This window comes from Romboutsia lituseburensis (assembly GCF_024723825.1).
Lineage (GTDB): Bacteria > Bacillota > Clostridia > Peptostreptococcales > Peptostreptococcaceae > Romboutsia_F > Romboutsia_F lituseburensis_A.
The window spans coordinates 3,541,913-3,563,612 of the sequence record NZ_JANQBQ010000001.1; the positions used below are offsets into that span (position 1 = coordinate 3,541,913).

Below are 21,700 nucleotides of genomic sequence, written 5' to 3' on the forward strand. Positions count from 1 at the left end.
GATATATTTATTTGTATTGCATAGTATTAAATAAAATTAATTAGAAATTATACATCTTTATGTATAAAGATATTATAATTTAAATAACATTCCAATTGTTAAAAGATAAATGACAATAATAACTATTTTGAGAAATATAGATAAATATTAGAATATATATTATATGATATAAAACTCTGAAATAGTGAAAACTTAACTTGTAAAAGGAGAAGTACATTATGATAAGCAATAAAAAGATGATAAAGTTAACTATATCAGATATCATTGAGCGTAAAATACAATTTACAAGCAAATGAAATATATTCTCCAAAATGAAAATTTGATAATTGCTGAACGGCAGAAAAATTATTCAGATGATGAAGTATAAATTTGATAAACAAAATAATAGAAAAAATATTAATTATATTGAAATTGAATATATAGTTTAAAAGAATAAAGACATCTAAATTAGATGTCTTCTTTAAGTCTATTTTTCTATCTAGAGTAGTATCTTAAGAATATGGAAATAGAGTGCTATAATTGTGATGATACGAATAATTTTTAATAACTTTAATAAAACTCATTTATATTTTTAAAATTAAATCCTTTTTTTATTAATTCCGGGATAACAGTTTCTAATGCCGTTATTGTCATAAGAGGAGCACCTGCTGAACCTCTTCCATCGTGTAAACATATAACTGATCTATTCCCTACTCTTAACAAGAGACGATTTATTATCTTGTCTATATTTGTATATCGAGACCAATCGCCCAACATTACATTCCATAACACTAAATTTAAATTATATTTTTTTACATAGTAAAGTGTAAATAAATTTACTTCTCCCCATGGGGGTCTATAGTATTTTATATTATAACCTAGTTTTTTTATTATTTTTATAGATTCATCAAAATCATATTTAGTATATAAATAGCCTTTAACTAAAGCACTTTTATGTTCTAAGGAATGTAAACCTAAAGTATGTCCTTCCAGTACTATTCTTTTTATAATATCTTGATTCTTATCAGCCTCTTTTGCTACAATAAAAAATGTTGCTTGAATATTATATTTCTTTAATAAATCTAGAAACATGTTTGTATAATCTTTGCTAGGGCCATCATCGAAACTTAATAAAATACTATTTTTATTATTTGGATGCTTAGGTGCATGTATTTTGAAAATTCTATAATACAAAGTGGGTAATATACTGTATATAAGTAATATGACAATAATTATTGTAATTATCCATATAAATAATTTTATCATAATGCTCTCGGTATATTAAATTTATCTAGTATTGAACTAATTTGGATTTTATTTAACTCTGTTTGAATATTTTTCATTTTATCTCTTACCTCATAAAGATAGCCTTCATTGTTAAGTAAATCATTTATTTCAGAAGATAAGTTACTGTCCTTATTCCATATTACTTTACCTATATCGTGCTTCTCTATAAAATAGGCATTCTCTATTTCTTGTTCTAAGAAAGGACAAATTACAAACATAGGAAGTTTAGAGTGTATAGCCTCAAACAATGTAATTCCTCCTGGCTTAGATATAATAATGTCAGATGCCTGCATATATTCATGTACATTTTCACAATAATCTATAACATTAATATTTGAATACTTTCCATTTAATTTATTAAATACTTTTTTATTTTTACCTGTAATAATTGTGACTTCAACATTTTTCATACCATTTAATTCTTTGTATAAATTATTATCAAAAGGTATTATACCCAATCCACCACCCATAACTAATATTTTTTTGATATTTGGATCTATAGGCCTATCATTAAATTTTATAAAATCTTCTTTTACAGGTATTCCAGTAATAAAAATTTTTTCTTCTAAAATACCTTTTTTCAAAAGCTTTTCTTTACTCGTTTGAGATGATACAAAGTATATATTAGTTTTTGGGTTAATCCATGAACTATGAACACTAACATCTGTTATGCAAGTAATAAGAGGTAAATCACAATTTGAATACATCTTATATTCAGATATAAGTTTAGAACTCATAGGCAGTGTAGATATAACTATATTTGGATTGTACTCATCTAATAAGTCATGTACTTTTTTCATGAAAATGCCTTTTAATGGCATCCTGGTTTGCTTTTGAGATATTTTATATAATGAATTATAAATATTATGACATTTATGAACTGCCACATTAAATCCTTTATAAATAACCTCATGTAAAACGGGGAACATATATTTATTTATATCAACAATAAAACATTTTGAGTCACTATATTTTTTACTTAGCTCCTGTTTGATAGCAACAGCAGATGAGTTATGTCCCATACCAAAACTAGCAGTTAAAATTAATATGTTCATCGTGTCGCTCCTTACTAATATAATTTTTTATATAGCTAATTATTATTTAGTATTTCCTGTTAATAATATTAATATTTTAGGTTTAATAATGCTTTAATGATAAAATATGCCACACGTACCAAAAACTAAAAACTTTAAAATGAAATTTTTATTCTTTAGAATTTATAATAAAATATCCATATCATTGGCATGATGAGGTAAACAAACTAGAGAATAAAAATTTTTAGAACTAACATTATACTTAAAAACTATGAATCTTAATATATAGTTTCTCTGATAACTTTTCTTGCGATAAATCATGTAGCTTTAAATTAATAAAAGTGTATTAAAATTAAGAATCAAACCAGTAAATTCCATGTAAAAAATTAACTCACAAAAATAGATTTACTCTTATAACTTAATATATTATACTTATAAATCAAGTCGATATATGCCGAATTATGTTTAAAATAATTAAGAAAGGACTTCGTATGGAAAAGGTTGATTATGAGTATGATGACAGTATAAAAAAAGATAAATCAAATATTTATATAACAACTAAACAAAAGTTTATTCTTAGCTTAATTCTTAGCTGTCTGTGGATGGTATTTTCTTATAACATATCTAAACCTTGGATTCATGATTTATCAGAAGTTGTTGGACCTATATGGTCTTTTATAATAATTAGCGGTGTTGCATATGTGCCAGGACTTATGAATGCATTTTTAGTAGTTAGTTTGCTACTAGACAAGCAACCCACTAGAAAAATCAGTCATCCATCTGAAAGTGTTACTTTATTAATCGCTGCTTACAATGAAGAAGCTGGTATTTATAATACACTACGATATGTAAATGAACAGCAGTATAATGGAAATATAAACATTATCGTAATTGATAATAACTCTTCTGATAAAACAGCATCAGAAGTTCAAAGGGCTAAAAAAGATTTTGATACAGATATTACTTTAATAAAAGAAACCAAACCTGGAAAATTTAATGCACTTAATAAAGGTCTTAAAGATGTAAAAACTAAATATGTAATAACTCTTGATGCAGATACAATAATTCATAAGGATGCAATAAATAATTTGGTATCTAGAATGGTATCATCACCTAATGATGTATGTGCAGTAGCTGGATCTATGTTAGTGAGAAATAGTAGAGATAATATTTTAGCTAAAATGCAAGAGTGGGATTATTTCCTTAGTATAGCATCTATAAAAAGAATGCAAGGCTTATACCAAGGTACTTTAGTGGCCCAAGGAGCATTTTCAATCTATAAGACTGACATAGTTAGAAATCTTGGAGGATGGGCAGATGCAATCGGAGAAGATATTATATTAACATGGAAGATATTATCTCAAAATAAAAGAGTATATTTCGAACCAAAAGCTATTGCTTTTACTGATGTACCGACAAAGCTATCTCATTTTGCAAAACAAAGATCAAGATGGGCTAGAGGCATGATTGAAGGTATTAGAGAAGTTAAGCCATGGCAACAACCTAAGGTATTCTTTAAATTTTTAACAGGCATAGATTTACTAATCCCTTATATGGATTTTAGTTATACTTTTTTCTGGATTCCAGGATTAATAATAGCTGTATTTTTTCACAAGTATTATATAGTTGGGCCGATGATGATTTTTGTATTACCTTTGACACTAGTAAGTTTTTATATTTTATATAGATATCAGGCGTATAATGTTTTTAAAGATATGAACTTAAAAGTAAGAAAAAATCTTTTAGGATTAATTTTATTTTTATTAACATATCAAATGATAATGTCTCCAGTATCTCTTTATGGTTATATGCAAGAGATTTTAGGGCTAAAGAGAGTATGGAAGTAAAAACTTTATAAAAAAACAAACTTAACCCAATTAAGTAGACTATATAAATAGACTACTTAATTGGGTTAAATTTATTTAAAATATGTGAAAAGAATTGATATTTAATATGATATAAAAATGATAATTAATATCAACTTACTCCCGGAAATCTATATTTTGGTGCATTTCTATTGACTTATAAAATAAATGGTTTAATTTAGTTATTATAATAGAAATAAATAGGTCATTAGGGAGAAAGACATGAAAAAAATTTTGAAATCATTAGAGTTTTGTATAGGTATACATATAATAGATTTGATTAGTGTTATATTTATTGGGTTTGTATGTTCTATTTTTATAAAAGACGATGGAGACTATTTTTGCATTTTAAATACTATAGGAAATTTTGTTTCATTAATTATATTGAATTCAATTTTTTCTAATTATAACAATAAAGTGTTAAGCAAAGATATATTAAAAAAAGTAGAGAGCAAAAAAATATTGTATATTATATTATTTGGATTTGGAGTTAGTGTTTTTACTTCTATATATGTAACAATACTTCATACATTAGTTCCAAGTTATACAGACGTATCAAATCAATTAGAATCTATAAGTAGCAATGTTATAGGAGCGCTTGCAATAGTAGTCTTTGGACCTATATATGAAGAAATACTTTATAGACGTATCATATTTGAATATTTTAAAAAAAATTATAGTTTAGTAACGGCAATTGTATTTCAAGCATTAGTTTTTGGAGTAGCTCATGGCAACATAGTACAAAGTATAGATGCTTTTATAGGAGGAATACTTTTAGCTTTAATATATATATATTCTAATTCATTATTAGGAAGCATTATTTTACATATGGTATTTAATTTAATAGGAATGTGGCTACCTGAATTCGTTAATATTACAAATACTTCAGAATATATAATAATATTATTAGCAATAATAAGTTTAATTTTTTCAATTTACAAAATGACCAGAAAAGATAAATAAAATATTAGAAGGGGGATATATGAATAAAATTTTAAAATCATTAGGTTTATTGATAGGGGTAGGTATAACTCACATCATAGGTGGATTAATAATTATGGTTATATTATCTATTTTGGGTAAAGATTTGAGTTGTATTGATAGCTATAAATATACACTAAATCTTATAGCTAGTTTAATTTCATTAATTATATTGAATTTAATGTTTTTTGACGATAATGATAAATTATTGAGTAAGAATCTTTTAAACAAAATGGATTTTAAAAATATAATATACGTTGCTTTATTTGGAATTGGATATAGTATTATTATGGCAAATTTCATAGGATTATTAATGGAGTTAATTCCTGATTATATGAATCAATATTGTACAGGGATAAAAAATGAAACAAATATTATAAGTAGCTCACTTGTACAGGTAATGGCAGTTACAGTATTTGGACCTATATATGAAGAAATAATTTTTAGACGTATTATATTTGATCATTTAAAAAAGAATTATAATATAATAAGTGCAGTTATTGTACAAGCATTAATCTTTGGATTATTACATAGTAATCTTATTCAAGACCTATCAGCTTTTATATCAGGAATAGTATTAGTTTTATTGTATATACGTTATAATTCTTTACTAGCAAGTATTACTTTACATATAGTTTTTAATTCAATGGTGATGCTAATAAATAATAATTTAATAGGTGGTAGTGTTATCCTAGATTCTATATTAATAATAGTAGCCATATTATGTTTGATTTTTTCAATTTACAAAATGACTAGAAAAGATGAAAAAATATATATAAATAATTACTAGAGAAAGTATTAGAAAATAATATTTTAATCCGTATTTTACTTATTTTAGTCTATTTTTATTGAAATTTTATAAATAAATAGTATGATAAATTAGAAACATTATAAATTTAGGAGAATACGTATGAAAAAGGAAAATATAATAATTATTTTAATACTTATAGTATTTGGAATGTTCTTAATGAAAGATACTTATAAGCAGAAAAAAATTAATTCAGAGTGGAATGAATATGAACTTAGCGCAGATTGGAACAAAGATGCTAAAGAGGTTATGAAAGTTTATATAAATGCAATAAATGCAAAAGATATAGATACTATGAAAGAATGTATTTTTACTTGTAAAAATTATGACCATGTATATCTTGGTTTTTCTATTCCTTCAAAAGGTATATTAAATAATATTAAATATATAAAATACATAGACTCAGAGGAAGCTACTTTTAGACCAGTTGAAGGTAAATTAAAAAACGGAAAAAGTATAATGTTTAAAGAAGGAAAGACTCTCGACGTTACATATGATGTTAAATATAAAATAGATAATCAACCTGAAGAATCTGGTATAAATGATTTTCGATATACTTTAGCTAAGGATGATGAAGGCAGATATAAGATAATAGAAGCTGGTTATTAATGGATGTTATATAAAACATTAACTTCAATTAAGTTTCTGAATAGTTACGATATTTCATGGAAGTAACTTATTAAAAATGCTCCTAAATTACTTTTATTGTACTTAGGAGCATTTTTAATCTTATAAGTTTACTATAATTAGAAATGATAAAAATATAATAATTAATATAGTTATAATTAACGCAATTATGTTAAGTATTTTATTCATTTTTTGATTTGATTTAAATAATTTGCTAATTAAAAAATAAATTGCAATACCTATGATGCCACCGAACGTATTACCTATAAAGTCTGTTATATCAGATGCACCTATAGCAAATACAAATTGCAATACTTCATATATAAAACTAACTGAAGCTATAGGTAATATTTTATTTAAAAGGCTCCATTTATTATTTATCATACATATGTAAATTCCAAAAGGAATAAATACTATCACATTATAAATTATTTCTTTTATATCAATTTTACCATTAACAATCATAGATCTATGAAATGGTATTAAGTTAAAGTTCCTTACACCTACTAAACTATGAAATGAAAATTGCATTTTAAATAAAATAATCCATGTTAGTACTAAAAAATACAATGAAAATAATCCAATAGTAAATTTTTTTGACTATTATTTTTTTCTTTTATCATGTTAAAACCTCTCCCCTACAAAGCATTTCCCTAAATGATTATAAACCTAATTAATTTATTTTACAAATTAAAAAATATCCAATAAAACTTATGAAAATTGAAAATTTTAATAAAATAATAACTCTAATATGTAATTTTTATATTCGATATATAAAGTACTATTTAAAGTATTTATCTTAAAAAAAAACAAATACTATTAATATAAAATTTATAGGAGGTCTTTATGTATAAAAAAATACTATGTGTAACTGCAGCTTTTATGCTTTGCACTAATATAGCCTTTGCTAATCCTAAAAAAAGTTTAAGTGATGTTGATACAATTTCTAATTCATTAAATACAGTTTTTTTATCTGTATTACAAGGTAAAGATATTAATAGTATAAAAAAAGATATAGATTTTGTTCAATCTGAATTGAATAGAGAACGAAATGAAATATTACATGAAATTCAGCAAGCTGAAGATAAAGATAAGTCATTTTATTATTCGTTACTTTCAGTTTTAAATTATTATCAAATTTCACTACTGGAACTACAATATTATTATCAATCAAATAGTCATCAATTATTAATTAGTGCTATATCAGCACTTAATCAAGGAGATTTAATGCTAAATGTAATTAAATCTAAAATTTAAAATAAACACTTACTTTATTAGTAAGTGTTTATTTTTTTATTTTAAGATAGGTTTGTTATAATGATAAACGAATTAATATATATAAGGTAATTTTATAAAGGGGAGTATATATGAAAATAAATGAAGAAAATTTTATACAGCATCTAAAGCTAAAAAATGAAAAAGCTTTGGTATATGTTATAGATAACTATGGATGGATTATAAATGGATCTATAAAAAAATACCTATACAATTTAAAAGATTATCAAGAAGAATGCTTTAATGATATATTGCTTGGTATATGGAATAATATTGATAATTTTGATGAAAGTAAAAATTCATTTAAAAACTGGGTAGGGGCTATATCTAAATATAAAACGATAGATTACAAAAGAAAGTATTATAAGTATATTGAAAAAGAAAACATAGACGAACTAAGTATACCTTCTAAAGAAAATATATTTGAAGAAGTAACTAAAAATGAGTTAAGTGAAGAACTAGATAAATTATTAAATAATCTAAGTTGTGAGGATAAAGCTTTATTTTTGAAATTGTTCGTAGAAGGAAAGGCAGTAGAATCCGTAAGTAAAGAAATGAACATACATAAAAATAACATCTATAATCGTGTAAGCAGAGGAAAATCAAAACTAAGAAAATTATTTATAAAATAGTGGAGGAGAATATGAGTAAAAATATATATAAAATGTTAAATGAAGTTAATATAGATTTGCAAGAATTAAAAAATGAAGAATTTACTGATTTTGATAAAAATAAAGCTAAAAAAAATTTAAAAAAGAGTTTAAATAAAAATACTAAAAACCAAAAACATAAAAAATATATATTAACAACATCTATTTTACTTATGAGTATGTGCCTAATGAATGATAACTTTGTATCTTACGCTAAAGAAATAATATATGATATTAGCTACAATATATCAAAAGCACTAGGGACATCTTCAAATTTAGAAGATTATAAGAATGTAATAAACAAAAGTGTTTCAAAAAATGGATTAAGAGTAACTTTAAATGAGGTTGTTTTAAATAATGATGAAATAGTATTTAGTTATACTGTTAAGAGTAAGAAAAACCTACGTGATGCTAAAAATTTTGATGTAATAGTATCAGGATTATATATAAATAATAAACAGCTAAGTAGCATTGGAGGAAGTGGATCAGAGTATATAGATAATTATACAGTAGAAAGTGTTGAACAATGTAGATTGTTTGGAATAGAAGAAGATGAATTAAGAGGAGACGTAGATGTAAAAGTTGAATTTTCTTTAATGACTGAGGGGGAATTTAAGGGAAAACCTTGGATATTTGAATTTAAAGCGAATGGTAAACAACTAGCGTTAGATACAGAAGAAATAAAGATAAATAAATCTATTGAACTTGAAAGTGGTGCAAAACTTATATTAGATAAATATACTAAAAATGATATTGGAGAAAAGATTTATGCTAAAATTGAGAATTATGATGAGAATAAATACTATGATATATATATTGAAGGAATAGATGACTCAAAAACTAATATTAAGTTTTTAATGGGAAACTGCAATAATAATGAGCCTATGCTAGAAAGGTTCGATGAAAGTTCTTCTCTGGATATTAAAAATATAAATCTTAGTATTTATATAGCTGAAGTTGAATCTGGCTTTATGCCAAATAAAAGTGATTATAAAAAAGTAGATGAAGAATTTATTATAAAATAAGCTATTAGCTTATTTTATAATAAATTTTAATTATTTATAATTAATTTAAAATTAAAATCTACTTTTATGTTTAAGGTATTATTTAAAATAAAGAACAGATACTATTGTTATAAAGTTAATAGGAGGTATTTCATGTATAAAAAAATACTATGCATCATTACTATAAATCTTATACAATCTGAGCTAAATAGAGAAAGAAATGAGATACTTCGTTTTATAGAATCACATGAAAATCCAGAAAAGATAGGATATTATTCGTTGCTTTCAGTTTTAAACTCTTATCAAATTGCGTTACTAGAGATACAAGAGTTTTATAAAGATAATAATAACAATAAAGCATTTATTAATGCCATATCAGCACTTAACGAAGGCAATTCAATGTTTGATGTTACTAAAGCTAGACTATAAAAGTAAAGCACTTACTAATAAAGTAAGTGTTTTACTTTTATATGTATTTGTATTATAAGATTATATTTAAAAGTCGATGTAGCTATAAGGGGATTTGATACAATAAAATTTCATTAAAATACTTATGACTAAATTTGAATTATTACAGAAGAGAATTATTTACTTAAAGAGATACTAGAAGTTCTGATATAATAAAATTAATCTTATTTTACTATATAGATTATTTTGTTAAAATAAGATATAAATTTGAAAGGAAAAAGATTACTATGGATTATGGTTTATTAAATATAGGAAGTATTGTACTTGGATTAATTGCATTTGTACTTCCGGTTATTAATCTTATACGATACAATAATTCTAATAACCAATATTGGTTTGTTTTTGCCTTAATGAGTATAGTTTCATGTATGCTTTCACTAGGTATGCAAATTTTTTATATTAATCATCTTATAAGTTTAAAAGATTGGACAGCTATTATGGATACTATAAATATAGTAGTATTTTCAGCGGCACTTCTTCTCGTAGCTACAACTGTACTTAATGGTGTTACATTATTTGCTTACATAGGAAACAGAAAAAAGAAATAAATTTATAATGTGAAGATAAAAAGTAGTAATTTTAAAATTACTACTTTTTTATTGTTTAACTATTCGGGTACAAAATTTAGCTATTGATGCACAATATATTGATAAATTTTTACAGCTATCTTAAATTAATATATATATATATTAATTGAATACGAGAAATCTATACAATAAGTACTCTATAATATATATGGTAGTTATTTTATCTACTGAAAGAATAAAGGGGGGGAAGATAAGTTGAAAGATAAATTCAAATATATTATTCCTTTATTTATAGTTGGAGTAATAGTATTTTACACGTTTTTTACACCAATAGGAGCCTTAAAATTTGCTGTACTAAGAGAGGGATATCCTAATAGTGCTATAAATCTTAAAGTGGATTATTCATCATGTAGAGATCCTATTGAAAAGGTAGGAAATCAAATAGTTTATACTATCTTCAATTACCCAATTGAAGAAAAAACTCAAACACCATTAGATAGCTGGATTATATCAAGATACGGAATATTTTATTGGGGTGAATACTATACAGTTTAGAAGTTTAGTATATGAAATTTAATACTTAGGAGGAATAAGAATATGTTTGATATTTATAATATAGTAGCTCTAATATTAACATTAAGTATTTTATATTCAAGTGCAAATAAATATCATAGACTACTTAAACTAGAACGTCTTGAAAATGCAGGTGTATCACCTGAAGAATATAATGCATATGATAAACGATTAAGATTAGAATGTATATTACTTATAGTTATAATGGGAATAGCTACTATTGTAAGTCAATTTTTCAAGATTTTAATAGTTGCAGCAGTTATGCTTATACTAGGTATTATATTTAAAATAATTATTGATAAATGCTGCCCGATACCGAAATAATTATTAATTATATTGGTAATTGCTTTTATATGTTTAATCAATACTAGTCTAATATTAAGAGAAATATAAAAATCATGCTATTAAACAGCATGATTTTTTATGATGATTTAACTGATATACACTTATTAGGTAAATATAAGTATATAAATAAAATAAAAAAATAGATTTTCATAATAAAACAATATATTTTAAAATGTTGAAACAAAGCCAATGCTACAAATTGTATCGTTATATATTGGAGTATGATACGATAATTAGCTAGCCAATAAAAGAATTTTTTATCATACTAAATTTGAAAGGAGATGTTATATGAAGATAGGATCAAAATTAAAACAAGCTAGATTAAAAAAAGAATTAACTCAAGAAAATATAGCAAATATATTAAACATTTCTAGATCAACTATATCTAGTTGGGAGGTTGGAAGGAGTTACCCTGACTTAGAAAATATAGTGTTACTTAGTGATTTGTATAATATTTCTCTTGATAGTTTACTAAGAGAGGACTCGGATATGATAAAAAAACTTTCCTTTGATTCAAGAATAATAAATAAAATTAATAAATTGATTAATTATTTACCTATAATAAGTTTTATTATTCTTTTAAGTTCCATTTTTTATATAAACATATGCAATAGTACTTATAATAAATTGTGTGCACAGATGTATGAAGAAATGAAAGTTCTATCATTAAAATATGATATGACAAAAGTAAGCAACTACAAAAACGAGTTAGAGAGCATACTTAATAAAAATGAATTCAAATCAATCAAGGCAATAGAAATTTATGTGGCGGATATGGAAACGGGCAATAAAAATTTAGAGACAGATAAAAATAAATTCAGATTGTTATACGAAACAGTCGATCCTAAAAGTAAAAAAGGAATAGCGGTGTTGAAAAATTCTCTCGGCATCCTTTCGACTGATATTTTGGATAAGGACGGCAATATAGTTCATTACCAGCCTTATTTAAAAAATTATAATATATACAGAGTAGAGGCATTAGCTTTAATTTCTGCAATTTTAGGCTTTCTATCTCTGTTAATCAGTATTATTATTAAGTTAAAAACATTAAAAAATAAATAGTTTTATTTGTTTTTTATTTTTAATTCATATAAAAAGTCCTAATATTTATAATCAGGGCTTTTTATTTATATATTTTATTATTTTAACCTGTTTTTATCATGTATTTATGAAAATTAGTGACTTAATTTAGTTTGCCCTTCAAATAATTAGAATACGTTTTTATTTTTGTTAGTATTAAGATTAAATTAATTATAGAAGTTATCTTAAAAATGTAACAAAGTTATAAAAAAGTGCAACAAAACAATAAAAGCTAGATAATAACAACTTGAAATAGTATATTAAACATATGAAAGGGGGGAAAGGGGATGAAAATTAATATTTTACTAGATAAACTTATAAATAAAGAAGACTTAATAATTCAAACAAATCCTGTAAACAGTGAAGTTGCTGAAAGTTTAAAAAAGCATTTAGAAAATGGATTAAAAATAACTGTTATTAATGCAACTAATGATAGAAAAATACAAGTAAATATAAATTCTATTTTAGCTTTTCAATCAGAGGGCCATATGTGCTGCGTAAAAATGAAATCTGGAGAATTATACTTAATTAATAAACGCCTAAAGGAATTAGAGAATTTAGATGAAAAATATTTTGTAAAAATAAATAACGCAACTATTATTAATATAAACGAAATTAAAGAATTTTCATCGGTATCAAATGCTCGATTAGAAGTTTTTTTAAGTGATAAATCATCCTACTTTGTAAATAGACACTATGTAAAAATAATAAAGGAGAGATTAGCATGTTAAAACAATTTAGATTATCTTTTTTTCAAACTTTTTCAATAACTTTTATATGGATTTTAACTTTAATATCAATTTTCTTTAAAAATGATACATTAACAGTTTTATATATTTGGAATTTAGTAGCTATAAGCTTAATTTTTTCTATAATTTTTGGAGTTATGTATCCAGCATTATGGAATTTTTCATCAATGAAAGCTAGCAATAAAATATTTATCTCGTCAGCAATAAATTTAGTTGCAGGGATTAGCTCAGTTTGGCTATTTTCACCTTATATGTTTGAAATTATTAGACCTTGGATTATATTAATGGCTATAGCTACAGTATTAGGTCATATAATAGGATTTTATTTTTATTCGAACTGGGATAATAAAAAAAATTCTGATGATTTGAATAAACTTCTAAGAAAGTAAGCTATATAGTAATTATATTAAAAGTTTCAGATTTATATAGTGACTTAAATTTATAATGATAAGCTTAAGGATTTAAGGATAAAATATAAATATTATTTCATTCAAAGTAATTGACACTATCAATTACTTTAGAATATAATTGATAGTATCAATTATTAAAGGAGTGGATTATAACGAACTTATAGCTTCTTCTAAGTTTACACCTATGGTATATAAAGAAGAAAATGGAGTATATGAAGGTGAAAGCGTAAGTCATTTTAATGAAGTAACATAGTTTACTTTAAAAGAGAAGATAGAAGATGGTAAAATGTATGTAAGTGAAGTCTTTAGAAAAAATGGTAAAATAACTTTTGGGTTTATTGATCCTATGGTTTATCAAAAAATAAGTTAAGCAAGAAAAGAGGAGTAGGATTGGCATATAAAATATTAGGTAAATATTTATCGGATTTAAATAGGGATTTTATAAAACACGTTGATTTAAAATTGCAAGAATATCAATTAACCCTTAACATGTGGCGCTGTTTGATGGCTATACAAAAAAATAAAGAGTGTAATTTAAAAGATATAGCTGAGCTACTAGATGTAGATAGGGCTATCATAACTAGAAACATAAAAAAGCTTGAAAGTTTAAATTATATTATTAAAGAAAAAGGAAGTAATGACAATAGATTTTTTGATTTATATGTTACAGAAGAGGGAGTATCTATTCTTAATTCAATAAATGAATATCAAGATAAATGGTATGAAAAAGTGATGAAAGACTTTAATAAACAAGAATCAGAAGATTTAATTAACTTACTTAAAAAGCTTTGTAAAAATATTTAGGAGAAAAAAATGTAATAAAATGGCGTACGAAAAAAAGGTAAAAATGATTAAAAATGATTGATAGAAATGAATTCTGATGATAAACTAAGAAATGTAAATGTAAATGTAAATGTAAATGTAAATGTAAATGTATATATTATATGACAACTAAGTCATAAATGTGTAAGATTATGGGATATCTCATAATCTATTTTTCTATGAACTTTTATAAATAGAAGTGAACAATATTAAAAATAACATATATTACAAGTGAGGAGTTATTAGTGAACGTAAAAATTCTAAATATTAATTATATAGTTAACGGATTGCTAACAGAAATACATACAAAAATGTTTTATAAACATAATGAAAATAAAATTCAAGATATTTATTTTGAATTTACTTTAGGAAAAAATAATATAAAGTCACAAAAAAATAATAGTATGGAGTATGCAATAAAAAGCTTACAAAAATCACTTCCATCAAATATAAATATGGCATGTTGCCAATCTTGTAATTATGGCAACTTTTGCCCATATGGAGATAATGAAAATGAAATATTTTGCCTAAAGGATATAATTCTTAAAGATGAACAAGATGTATGTGAATTTTTTGTAAATAACATAGATTGTATTCAAGATAAAAGGAAAAGTCTGCTAGGATCTTGTAAAGATTACAAACCAATTTCACAGGGAAATTACTATACCTATAATGATTGGGAATAAGAATTATAAAATAAAAATATAAAAACTGTATCTTAGTTTTTATATTTTATGCTAAGATACAGTCATTTACTAAAATATATAGTTTTATTTATAAATATAACAATAGATTATTTTTATTAACGTTAATTAATTGCTTCCTTTTTGAAAAACAGTTATAAAAGCATCATTAAAGCCTAGTTTTTTAAGCTCTTCTAATCGTTCCTCAGAATAAACTTTGCTGTTAAAAGAACCACAAACTACTCTGTAAAAAGTATCACTATTAACAACAGGAGGTTTAGTTTCAGGAAGTCCAGGATTAGGTTTATATTCAACTCCTAGATACTCGCATATACCTTTAGCAATACCAAGTGCTAAATCATCTTGTCTTTGAGTAAGGATTTTGGAATCCTCAGCATGATCAATAAAGGCCATTTCAATTAAACAAGCTCTCATATTACTATTTCTTAAAACATAAAAACTAGCAGTTTTAATACCTCTATTTAAAGTATAAGCTTTAGTATTTAAAGTTTGAGAATGAACTTTAGTAGCTAAATTAGAAGAGCTTGATTGATAAGAATAAGTTTCTATCCCTTTAGCCGAACCATCAAAAGCATTACAGTGTATGGAAACAAAACAGTCAGATTTCCAATTATTTGCCATTGTAGTTCTATCACTAAGAGATAAAAATACATCATTATCTCTGCTTAATTTGACTTCAATACCTTGTTTTTTTAGTAAAGACTCTACTTTTTTAGCAACTTGCAAATTTATATTTTTTTCAAGTAAATTATTAACTCCAACAGCGCCGCTATCACTACCACCATGTCCTGGGTCTATAAATACTTTTTTACTCATATTAACACCTCATTTTAAATTTTAAATCATTATATTTTAACTAATAACTAGAATATTAAAAAAATAATCTATTTTAATATATTGTGGAATTAATAAGTTTGTTACAAAAAGTTTAAAAATGTAACAATTTGTAGATAAAATTCATAATATAACTTGAAACTCTTCAAAGAAAGGATGATAATATGCAAAGTAGAAGTAGTGGTAATATGAAAGGCATAGATGTAAGTCATTGGGATGGTGAAATAAATTATCAGACTGTAAAAGATCAAGGAATAAAAGTAGTTTATATAAAAGCAACCCAAGGTGAAACTTCAGTTGATACTTATTTCAAATCAAATGCAGTAAAAGCTAAGGAAGCTGGATTATTAGTTGGTTTTTATCATTTTTTAAATCCTAGTACAGAAGAGTCAGTTAGAAAACAAGCAGCTCACTTTGTGGAAACTATAAAGCCATATCACTGTGACTGTAGACTAGCATTAGATATGGAAGTTAATAAAGGACTTAGTGCATCTACAATAACTAATCTTAGTAAAATCTTCTTAGAAGAAGTAAAAAGACTTAGTGGGCTAGATGTTGTTATATATTCATATACAAGTTTTATAAAGGAAAATCTACAAAAAAGTTTAAATGTTTATCCTTTATGGGTAGCACATTATGGAGTAAATACTCCTGGTAGCAATGGAGTGTGGGATAGTTGGGTAGGATTCCAGTATTCAGAAAAAGGTCATGTTAGAGGTATAGGTACTGAATGTGATTTAAATGAATTTACACAAGGTATATTATTACCAACAAAAAAAGAACCAGTTAAACAACCTACAGTTACTCCAGTACCAGCTCATAATCCACAATCAGACCAACAAAATTTTGTAACATATACAGTTAAAAAAGGAGATACACTTGATAAAATAGCTAGTAAATACAATACAACAATAGGAAATATAGTAAAACTTAATAATATAAAAAATCCAAATTTAATCTTTGTAGGCCAAGTTATAAAAATAAAATAAATTAAAATAGTGAGTGAAAAAGTTAAATTAAACATTTTCACTCACTTGTTATAATTGTTTTAAATAAAATTATTTTATTATATAAAATCTAAAATTTGGAATGTACTTTTATATATATAATAAATTATAAAAAATATCAATGAATTGTTAAAAATATGTAAAATAAATAAAATATAGTTGCAAAATATAACTCACGTGCGTATAATTGAAATATAAATAAATAAGAATCCCTTGAAGGGGAGTAGCTTTCACTTACATATTAGTGATAATCAATCGTCATTCTCGGACTTTAAAATCCCGGTTGATTAGCAAGCAATAAACTTGTTAGCAAGACCTTCGAAGCAAACTATTAAAATTTGCTTTGGAGGTCTTTTTTATTTTATAAATTCACATAGGGAAATAGTAGTTTTACAACGGCCGTTTAAACACCACGACTCCCATTAAATTTAAAATGGAGGTATATTATGTTTTACAAAAAAAGCATAGAAGAAGCAATAAGTAATCTAGGTAGTAATTTATCTGGAATATCTAAACAAGAAGCTAATGAAAGATTAGAAAAGTACGGATATAATGAATTACAAGAAAAGGAAAAAACACCAACTTGGAAATTGTTCGTAGATAGTTTTAAAGATCCATTAGTAATAATTTTATTAATCGCTGCATTAGTTCAAGTATTTTTAGGTGAAGTTGTTGAATCATCAATAATATTTGCAGTATTAATATTAAACTCTATACTTGGAGTAGTTCAAACAAAGAAAGCAGAAGGTTCACTTGCTAGTTTAAAGCAATTATCTGTACCAAATGCAAAGGTAATTAGGAATAATACAAAACTTACAATACCATCAAGAGAATTAGTTCCAGGGGATATCGTAATTTTAGAAGCCGGGGATTATGTACCAGCAGATGGTAGAATAATAGAAGCTCAGACTTTAAAAGTTGTAGAAGGTATGCTTACAGGAGAATCAGAGCCAGTATTAAAACATGAAAATGTTATAGATGAAGAGTGTGCTTTAGGTGATCAAAAGAATATGGTATTCAGTGGTTCTATGGTAGTTTATGGTAGAGCGACTTATCTAGTAACTGGATGTGGTATGAATACTGAAGTTGGTAAAATAGCTAACTTATTAGATAACGCAGAAAACAAAGAAACACCACTTCAACAAAAACTTGATGTATTTGGTAAAAAGTTAGGTGTAGGAATAGTAGCACTAGCTGCAGTAATATTTGCAGTTCAAGTAGTTAGAGGTGCTGATGTAGTTGATTCATTTATGTTTGCAATAGCAATAGCAGTTGCAGCTATACCAGAAGCACTATCATCAATAGTTACAATAGTTTTAGCAGTTGGAACAAACACTATGGCTAAAAAACAAGCTATAATAAGAAAATTACCAGCAGTTGAAACATTAGGTTCTACAAGTGTTATATGTACAGATAAAACAGGTACACTTACACAAAATAAAATGACAGTAGTCAAGACTTATATGTATGGAGTTAAAGACGCTAGCCTAGTGGATAATACAAGCGGTAGTGAAGCAGCAATAACTAGACATAGTTCTTATCAAGAAGAAATGTTAACTTTAGCATCTGTACTTTGTAATGATTCAGATATAACTAAAGAAGGTGTAGAAATAGGTGACCCTACAGAAGTAGCACTTATAAACTACGCAACTAAAAATGATTTAAGTTACAAAGAAATAAGATTAAATAATGATAGATTAGCAGAATTACCATTTGATAGTGATAGAAAACTTATGTCAACTGTAAACAAAGTAGATAATGATGTATTTATGTTTACAAAAGGTGCTCCAGATGTAATATTTAGCAGATGTAAATATGCACTTGAAGATGGAGAATTAGTTGAAATAAATAACGATATAATAAGTGAATACAGAAAAATAAATGAAGAGTTTTCAAATAAAGCACTAAGAGTTTTAGCATTTGCAAGTAAAAATGTTAGAAGTGAAAAATTTGCGCCAACATTAGATGATGAAGATGATTTAACATTAGTAGGTCTTATGGCAATGATAGACCCACCAAGAGATGAAGTTTATGAAGCTGTTAAAAATGCTAAAAAATCAGGTATAAAAACAGTTATGATAACAGGAGATCACAAAACAACAGCAGCAGCTATAGCTAAAGACATTGGAATAATGGTAGATGGTGACTTAGCTTTAACTGGTCAAGAATTAGATGCATTAACTGATGATCAGTTAGATAAAGATTTAGATCATATATCAGTTTATGCAAGAGTTTCACCTGAAAACAAAATAAGAATAGTAAAAGCATGGCAAAGAAAAGGTAAAGTATGTGCTATGACAGGAGATGGAGTAAATGATGCTCCAGCATTAAAACAAGCAGATATAGGTATAGGTATGGGAAGTGGTACAGAAGTTGCTAAAGATGCATCAGCTATGGTACTTCTTGATGATAACTTTGCTACAATAGTAAAAGCAGTAGAAGTTGGTAGAACAGTTTATGATAACATTAAAAAATCTATAACTTATTTATTCTCAGGCAACTTAGGTGGAATAATTGCTATACTATTTGCAGTATTTGCAGATTGGGCAAATCCATTTACAACATTACAATTACTATTTATAAACTTAGTTACAGATTCACTTCCTGCAATAGCATTAGGACTTGAAAAACCTGAAAAAACTGTAATGAAAAATCCTCCAAGAGATCCTAAAGAAGGTATACTTGCAGGTGGTACTTTAAGAAGTGTATTAATAAGGGGTAGTATAATAGGTATAGTTACTATAGTTGCTCAATATGTAGGTAACAGATACTCACCACAATTAGGAACAGCAATGGCATTCTCTACACTTACTTTATCTAGAATAATACAAACATTTGCAGCTAGATCTAACAGTGAAACAGTATTCAAGCTTGGATTTACAAGCAATAAATATGCTTTAGGTGCAGTAGTTGTATGTTTAGGTATGTTTAGTTTAACATTATTACCATTTATGAGAGAAGTATTTGCTATACCAGAGTACTTTAGTTTACAAAACTTAGGAACATGTTTTGCATTAGCAGTAGTTGCTAGTTTAACAATGGAAGGTAGCAAACTTATAAAGAAAAATTAATAATAAATTATAATACATTAGTATATAAAAAGAGTATGTAGATTTGTTTAAATTCAAATTTACACACTCTTTTTTAGTTTAAAGAAATTGTATTATATCAATAACTATTGATAAATTATAAAATACAGTTATATAAACCTAATAACCTAGATTGTACGTTGGAGATTCTAAAACTGTTCTATGCTCGTTGAATAGATTTAAGGACTTACCACAATCAAATAGAGTTCCAGATAGCCACCAACAATCACCAGCTAATACATTGACCATCGGACCATTTAATGGTCTTCCATATATATTACCATCAGTTACAATAGATGCATTTAACCCTAACATATCCGCAACAAGTAACTTAACTTGGCAATTACTTTCTGAGCTCCTTACCCCTCTGAATATAGTATCATATGCAGAAAAAGCTTTTGAATCGTACTTAGAATTAGGGATATTTCTAAAGATATGAGATATAGTACTATTATACATTTCTAATAGTTCTGCCTCTTCTGTGCTTAATATAGCTGCCTCTTCTTTATTTTTTGACTCTAAGAAATTTAAAAACATAAAAGCATGACTGCTACTCCAGTCACCAAATGTTTCTTTTTTATTATTAGCTTCTGGTCTAGTATATATATAGTTATCAACATAGTCTGCACTTTGTCGACCTTTTGTTAAATAAGTTTGTAAGTAAACCCAATTAGGTTCTGATCTAAAATTAATAGTTTTTAAATTATCCTTTACAAATTTAACTACCATATCATATTCTTCTTGTGTAACACACCCATATGTATGCATGCCTCTAGTTGGATCACCATATTTTGCATATATTGTCCCTTGAATTTTGTTGTCCGGTGAACAAACAGCATTACGGTATCCTTTAGCGCCACCTCTACCTGTTACTGCTACATTTTGTTCTTTAGCATAAGTAATTGTAGGTAATTTCATATCATCTACTGGCATAGGTTGGGGCTTTGGAGTTGTTGTATTTGGATTAACAACGTTATTTAAAGTTACTACTGCTTCTGCTCTTGTTATAGATTTTTTAGGTTTGAAAGTTTTATCTGGATATCCACCCATATATCCATTTTCTATAACTCCTTCTACTGAAGCTTTTGCCCAGTTTGATATGTTATTTTTATCATTAAAAGTGTTTATTTTATCTAAAGCATAATCACTTATTTTTTTATAATTTGCTAACATAGCAGCAGTTTCTTCTCTTGTTATTTGACCATTTGGATTGAATTTAGTTTTAGATATTCCTTCACAAACCCCATTAGTAACGGCTATATCTATAGATTCTTTAGCCCAATGTTCTTTTGTATCATTAAATACTTTGTTGCTCTTATTTGTTAGTCCAAATACGTTATTAAGTATTGTTACAAATTCAGCTCTAGTCATATTTTGATTAGGTTTAAATGTTTCGTCTTTGTATCCACTTATGTACCCTTGATTAACAAATTTTTCTATAGTTGATTGAGCCCAATGATTATCTATATCTGATAATGATTGAGCATTTGCAGTTATTAAATTTGATGATATAAGTATCAATGTAAGTGTTGATACTGTATATTTTTTTAATTTCATAGTATAGATTTCCCCCTAGTTATAT

The 21,700-nt window shown here is 25.6% G+C and carries 24 protein-coding genes; 19 read left to right on the forward strand and 5 right to left on the reverse strand.

Features of this window, described 5'->3' with window-relative positions:
- Positions 1–549: 549 nt before the first annotated feature.
- Both NWE74_RS17100 and NWE74_RS17105 read right to left on the reverse strand, forming a co-directional pair.
- On the reverse strand, positions 550–1,245 hold the full coding sequence (locus NWE74_RS17100; RefSeq protein WP_258244176.1) for a polysaccharide deacetylase family protein: 696 nt from the start codon (positions 1,243–1,245) through the stop codon (positions 550–552).
- Complete coding sequence (locus NWE74_RS17105) at positions 1,242–2,321, reverse strand: MGDG synthase family glycosyltransferase (protein WP_258244177.1); 1,080 nt, start codon at positions 2,319–2,321, stop codon at positions 1,242–1,244. The genes NWE74_RS17100 and NWE74_RS17105 overlap by 4 nt, the downstream gene beginning before the upstream one ends.
- A 470-nt stretch (positions 2,322–2,791) precedes the next feature.
- Here NWE74_RS17105 and NWE74_RS17110 point away from each other — a divergent pair, with 470 nt between their 5' ends.
- The 4 genes from NWE74_RS17110 to NWE74_RS17125 all read left to right on the forward strand — a co-directional run bounded on the left by NWE74_RS17110 (position 2,792) and on the right by NWE74_RS17125 (position 6,563).
- Positions 2,792–4,147: a glycosyltransferase gene (locus NWE74_RS17110; protein ID WP_258244178.1), complete on the forward strand. Its 1,356-nt coding sequence runs from the start codon at positions 2,792–2,794 to the stop codon at positions 4,145–4,147.
- A 240-nt stretch (positions 4,148–4,387) separates the two neighbouring features.
- Positions 4,388–5,128 carry a CPBP family intramembrane glutamic endopeptidase gene (locus tag NWE74_RS17115; protein WP_258244179.1) on the forward strand — a complete coding sequence of 247 codons (741 nt, stop codon included), beginning with the start codon at positions 4,388–4,390 and terminating at the stop codon, positions 5,126–5,128.
- 19 nt (positions 5,129–5,147) lie between these two features.
- Positions 5,148–5,936 carry a CPBP family intramembrane glutamic endopeptidase gene (locus NWE74_RS17120; protein WP_258244180.1) on the forward strand — a complete coding sequence of 263 codons (789 nt, stop codon included), beginning with the start codon at positions 5,148–5,150 and terminating at the stop codon, positions 5,934–5,936.
- A gap of 120 nt (positions 5,937–6,056) precedes the next feature.
- Positions 6,057–6,563, forward strand: a complete 507-nt coding sequence (locus tag NWE74_RS17125) for a DUF4829 domain-containing protein (RefSeq protein ID WP_258244181.1) — start codon at positions 6,057–6,059, stop codon at positions 6,561–6,563.
- Between the two features lie 120 nt (positions 6,564–6,683).
- On the opposite strand, the gene NWE74_RS17130 is transcribed toward NWE74_RS17125, so the two are convergent.
- Positions 6,684–7,151, reverse strand: a complete 468-nt coding sequence (locus NWE74_RS17130; protein WP_258244182.1) for a VanZ family protein — start codon at positions 7,149–7,151, stop codon at positions 6,684–6,686.
- Positions 7,152–7,427: 276 nt separating this feature from the next.
- Between NWE74_RS17130 and NWE74_RS17135 the strand changes: the two genes are divergently transcribed.
- The 13 genes from NWE74_RS17135 to NWE74_RS17195 all read left to right on the forward strand — a co-directional run bounded on the left by NWE74_RS17135 (position 7,428) and on the right by NWE74_RS17195 (position 15,170).
- Entirely contained in the window at positions 7,428–7,838 is a 411-nt protein-coding gene (locus NWE74_RS17135; protein WP_258244183.1) for a hypothetical protein, read from the forward strand.
- A 110-nt stretch (positions 7,839–7,948) separates the two neighbouring features.
- Complete coding sequence (locus tag NWE74_RS17140; RefSeq protein WP_258244184.1) at positions 7,949–8,488, forward strand: sigma-70 family RNA polymerase sigma factor; 540 nt, start codon at positions 7,949–7,951, stop codon at positions 8,486–8,488.
- 11 nt (positions 8,489–8,499) lie between these two features.
- Positions 8,500–9,531 (forward strand): DUF4179 domain-containing protein, encoded by a 1,032-nt coding sequence (locus NWE74_RS17145; RefSeq protein ID WP_258244185.1) that lies wholly within the window; start codon positions 8,500–8,502, stop codon positions 9,529–9,531.
- Between the two features lie 132 nt (positions 9,532–9,663).
- The gene (locus tag NWE74_RS17150) at positions 9,664–9,939 is read left to right on the forward strand and encodes a hypothetical protein (protein WP_258244186.1); all 276 of its coding nucleotides are present in this window, start codon (positions 9,664–9,666) and stop codon (positions 9,937–9,939) included.
- A 266-nt stretch (positions 9,940–10,205) separates the two neighbouring features.
- Entirely contained in the window at positions 10,206–10,526 is a 321-nt protein-coding gene (locus NWE74_RS17155; RefSeq protein WP_258244187.1) for a hypothetical protein, read from the forward strand.
- 234 nt (positions 10,527–10,760) lie between these two features.
- Positions 10,761–11,060, forward strand: a complete 300-nt coding sequence (locus NWE74_RS17160; RefSeq protein WP_258244188.1) for a hypothetical protein — start codon at positions 10,761–10,763, stop codon at positions 11,058–11,060.
- 42 nt (positions 11,061–11,102) lie between these two features.
- Positions 11,103–11,402 carry a hypothetical protein gene (locus NWE74_RS17165; RefSeq protein WP_258244189.1) on the forward strand — a complete coding sequence of 100 codons (300 nt, stop codon included), beginning with the start codon at positions 11,103–11,105 and terminating at the stop codon, positions 11,400–11,402.
- Between the two features lie 309 nt (positions 11,403–11,711).
- Positions 11,712–12,485 carry a helix-turn-helix domain-containing protein gene (locus tag NWE74_RS17170; RefSeq protein ID WP_258244190.1) on the forward strand — a complete coding sequence of 258 codons (774 nt, stop codon included), beginning with the start codon at positions 11,712–11,714 and terminating at the stop codon, positions 12,483–12,485.
- A gap of 305 nt (positions 12,486–12,790) precedes the next feature.
- Entirely contained in the window at positions 12,791–13,234 is a 444-nt protein-coding gene (locus NWE74_RS17175) for a LytTR family DNA-binding domain-containing protein (protein ID WP_258244191.1), read from the forward strand.
- Positions 13,228–13,641 (forward strand): hypothetical protein, encoded by a 414-nt coding sequence (locus NWE74_RS17180; protein WP_258244192.1) that lies wholly within the window; start codon positions 13,228–13,230, stop codon positions 13,639–13,641. Before NWE74_RS17175 ends, NWE74_RS17180 begins: the two co-directional genes overlap by 7 nt.
- Before the next feature lie 139 nt (positions 13,642–13,780).
- Positions 13,781–13,915: a hypothetical protein gene (locus NWE74_RS17185; protein WP_258244193.1), complete on the forward strand. Its 135-nt coding sequence runs from the start codon at positions 13,781–13,783 to the stop codon at positions 13,913–13,915.
- Between the two features lie 137 nt (positions 13,916–14,052).
- The gene (locus NWE74_RS17190) at positions 14,053–14,466 is read left to right on the forward strand and encodes a MarR family winged helix-turn-helix transcriptional regulator (protein ID WP_258244194.1); all 414 of its coding nucleotides are present in this window, start codon (positions 14,053–14,055) and stop codon (positions 14,464–14,466) included.
- Positions 14,467–14,729: 263 nt separating this feature from the next.
- Positions 14,730–15,170, forward strand: coding sequence for a hypothetical protein (locus NWE74_RS17195; protein WP_258244195.1), 441 nt, complete (start codon positions 14,730–14,732; stop codon positions 15,168–15,170).
- 126 nt (positions 15,171–15,296) lie between these two features.
- Here NWE74_RS17195 and NWE74_RS17200 read toward each other — a convergent pair whose 3' ends face one another.
- Positions 15,297–16,004 carry an N-acetylmuramoyl-L-alanine amidase gene (locus tag NWE74_RS17200; protein WP_258244196.1) on the reverse strand — a complete coding sequence of 236 codons (708 nt, stop codon included), beginning with the start codon at positions 16,002–16,004 and terminating at the stop codon, positions 15,297–15,299.
- Positions 16,005–16,186: 182 nt separating this feature from the next.
- Here NWE74_RS17200 and NWE74_RS17205 point away from each other — a divergent pair, with 182 nt between their 5' ends.
- Together NWE74_RS17205 and NWE74_RS17210 are read left to right on the forward strand one after the other, a co-directional pair.
- The gene (locus tag NWE74_RS17205; protein ID WP_258244197.1) at positions 16,187–17,011 is read left to right on the forward strand and encodes a GH25 family lysozyme; all 825 of its coding nucleotides are present in this window, start codon (positions 16,187–16,189) and stop codon (positions 17,009–17,011) included.
- A 464-nt stretch (positions 17,012–17,475) separates the two neighbouring features.
- A complete protein-coding gene (locus NWE74_RS17210; RefSeq protein WP_258244198.1) occupies positions 17,476–20,100 on the forward strand; it encodes a cation-translocating P-type ATPase in 2,625 nt (874 codons plus the stop codon).
- A 138-nt stretch (positions 20,101–20,238) separates the two neighbouring features.
- On the opposite strand, the gene NWE74_RS17215 is transcribed toward NWE74_RS17210, so the two are convergent.
- Positions 20,239–21,675 (reverse strand): S-layer homology domain-containing protein, encoded by a 1,437-nt coding sequence (locus NWE74_RS17215; protein ID WP_258244199.1) that lies wholly within the window; start codon positions 21,673–21,675, stop codon positions 20,239–20,241.
- Between the last annotated feature and the right edge of the window lie 25 nt (positions 21,676–21,700).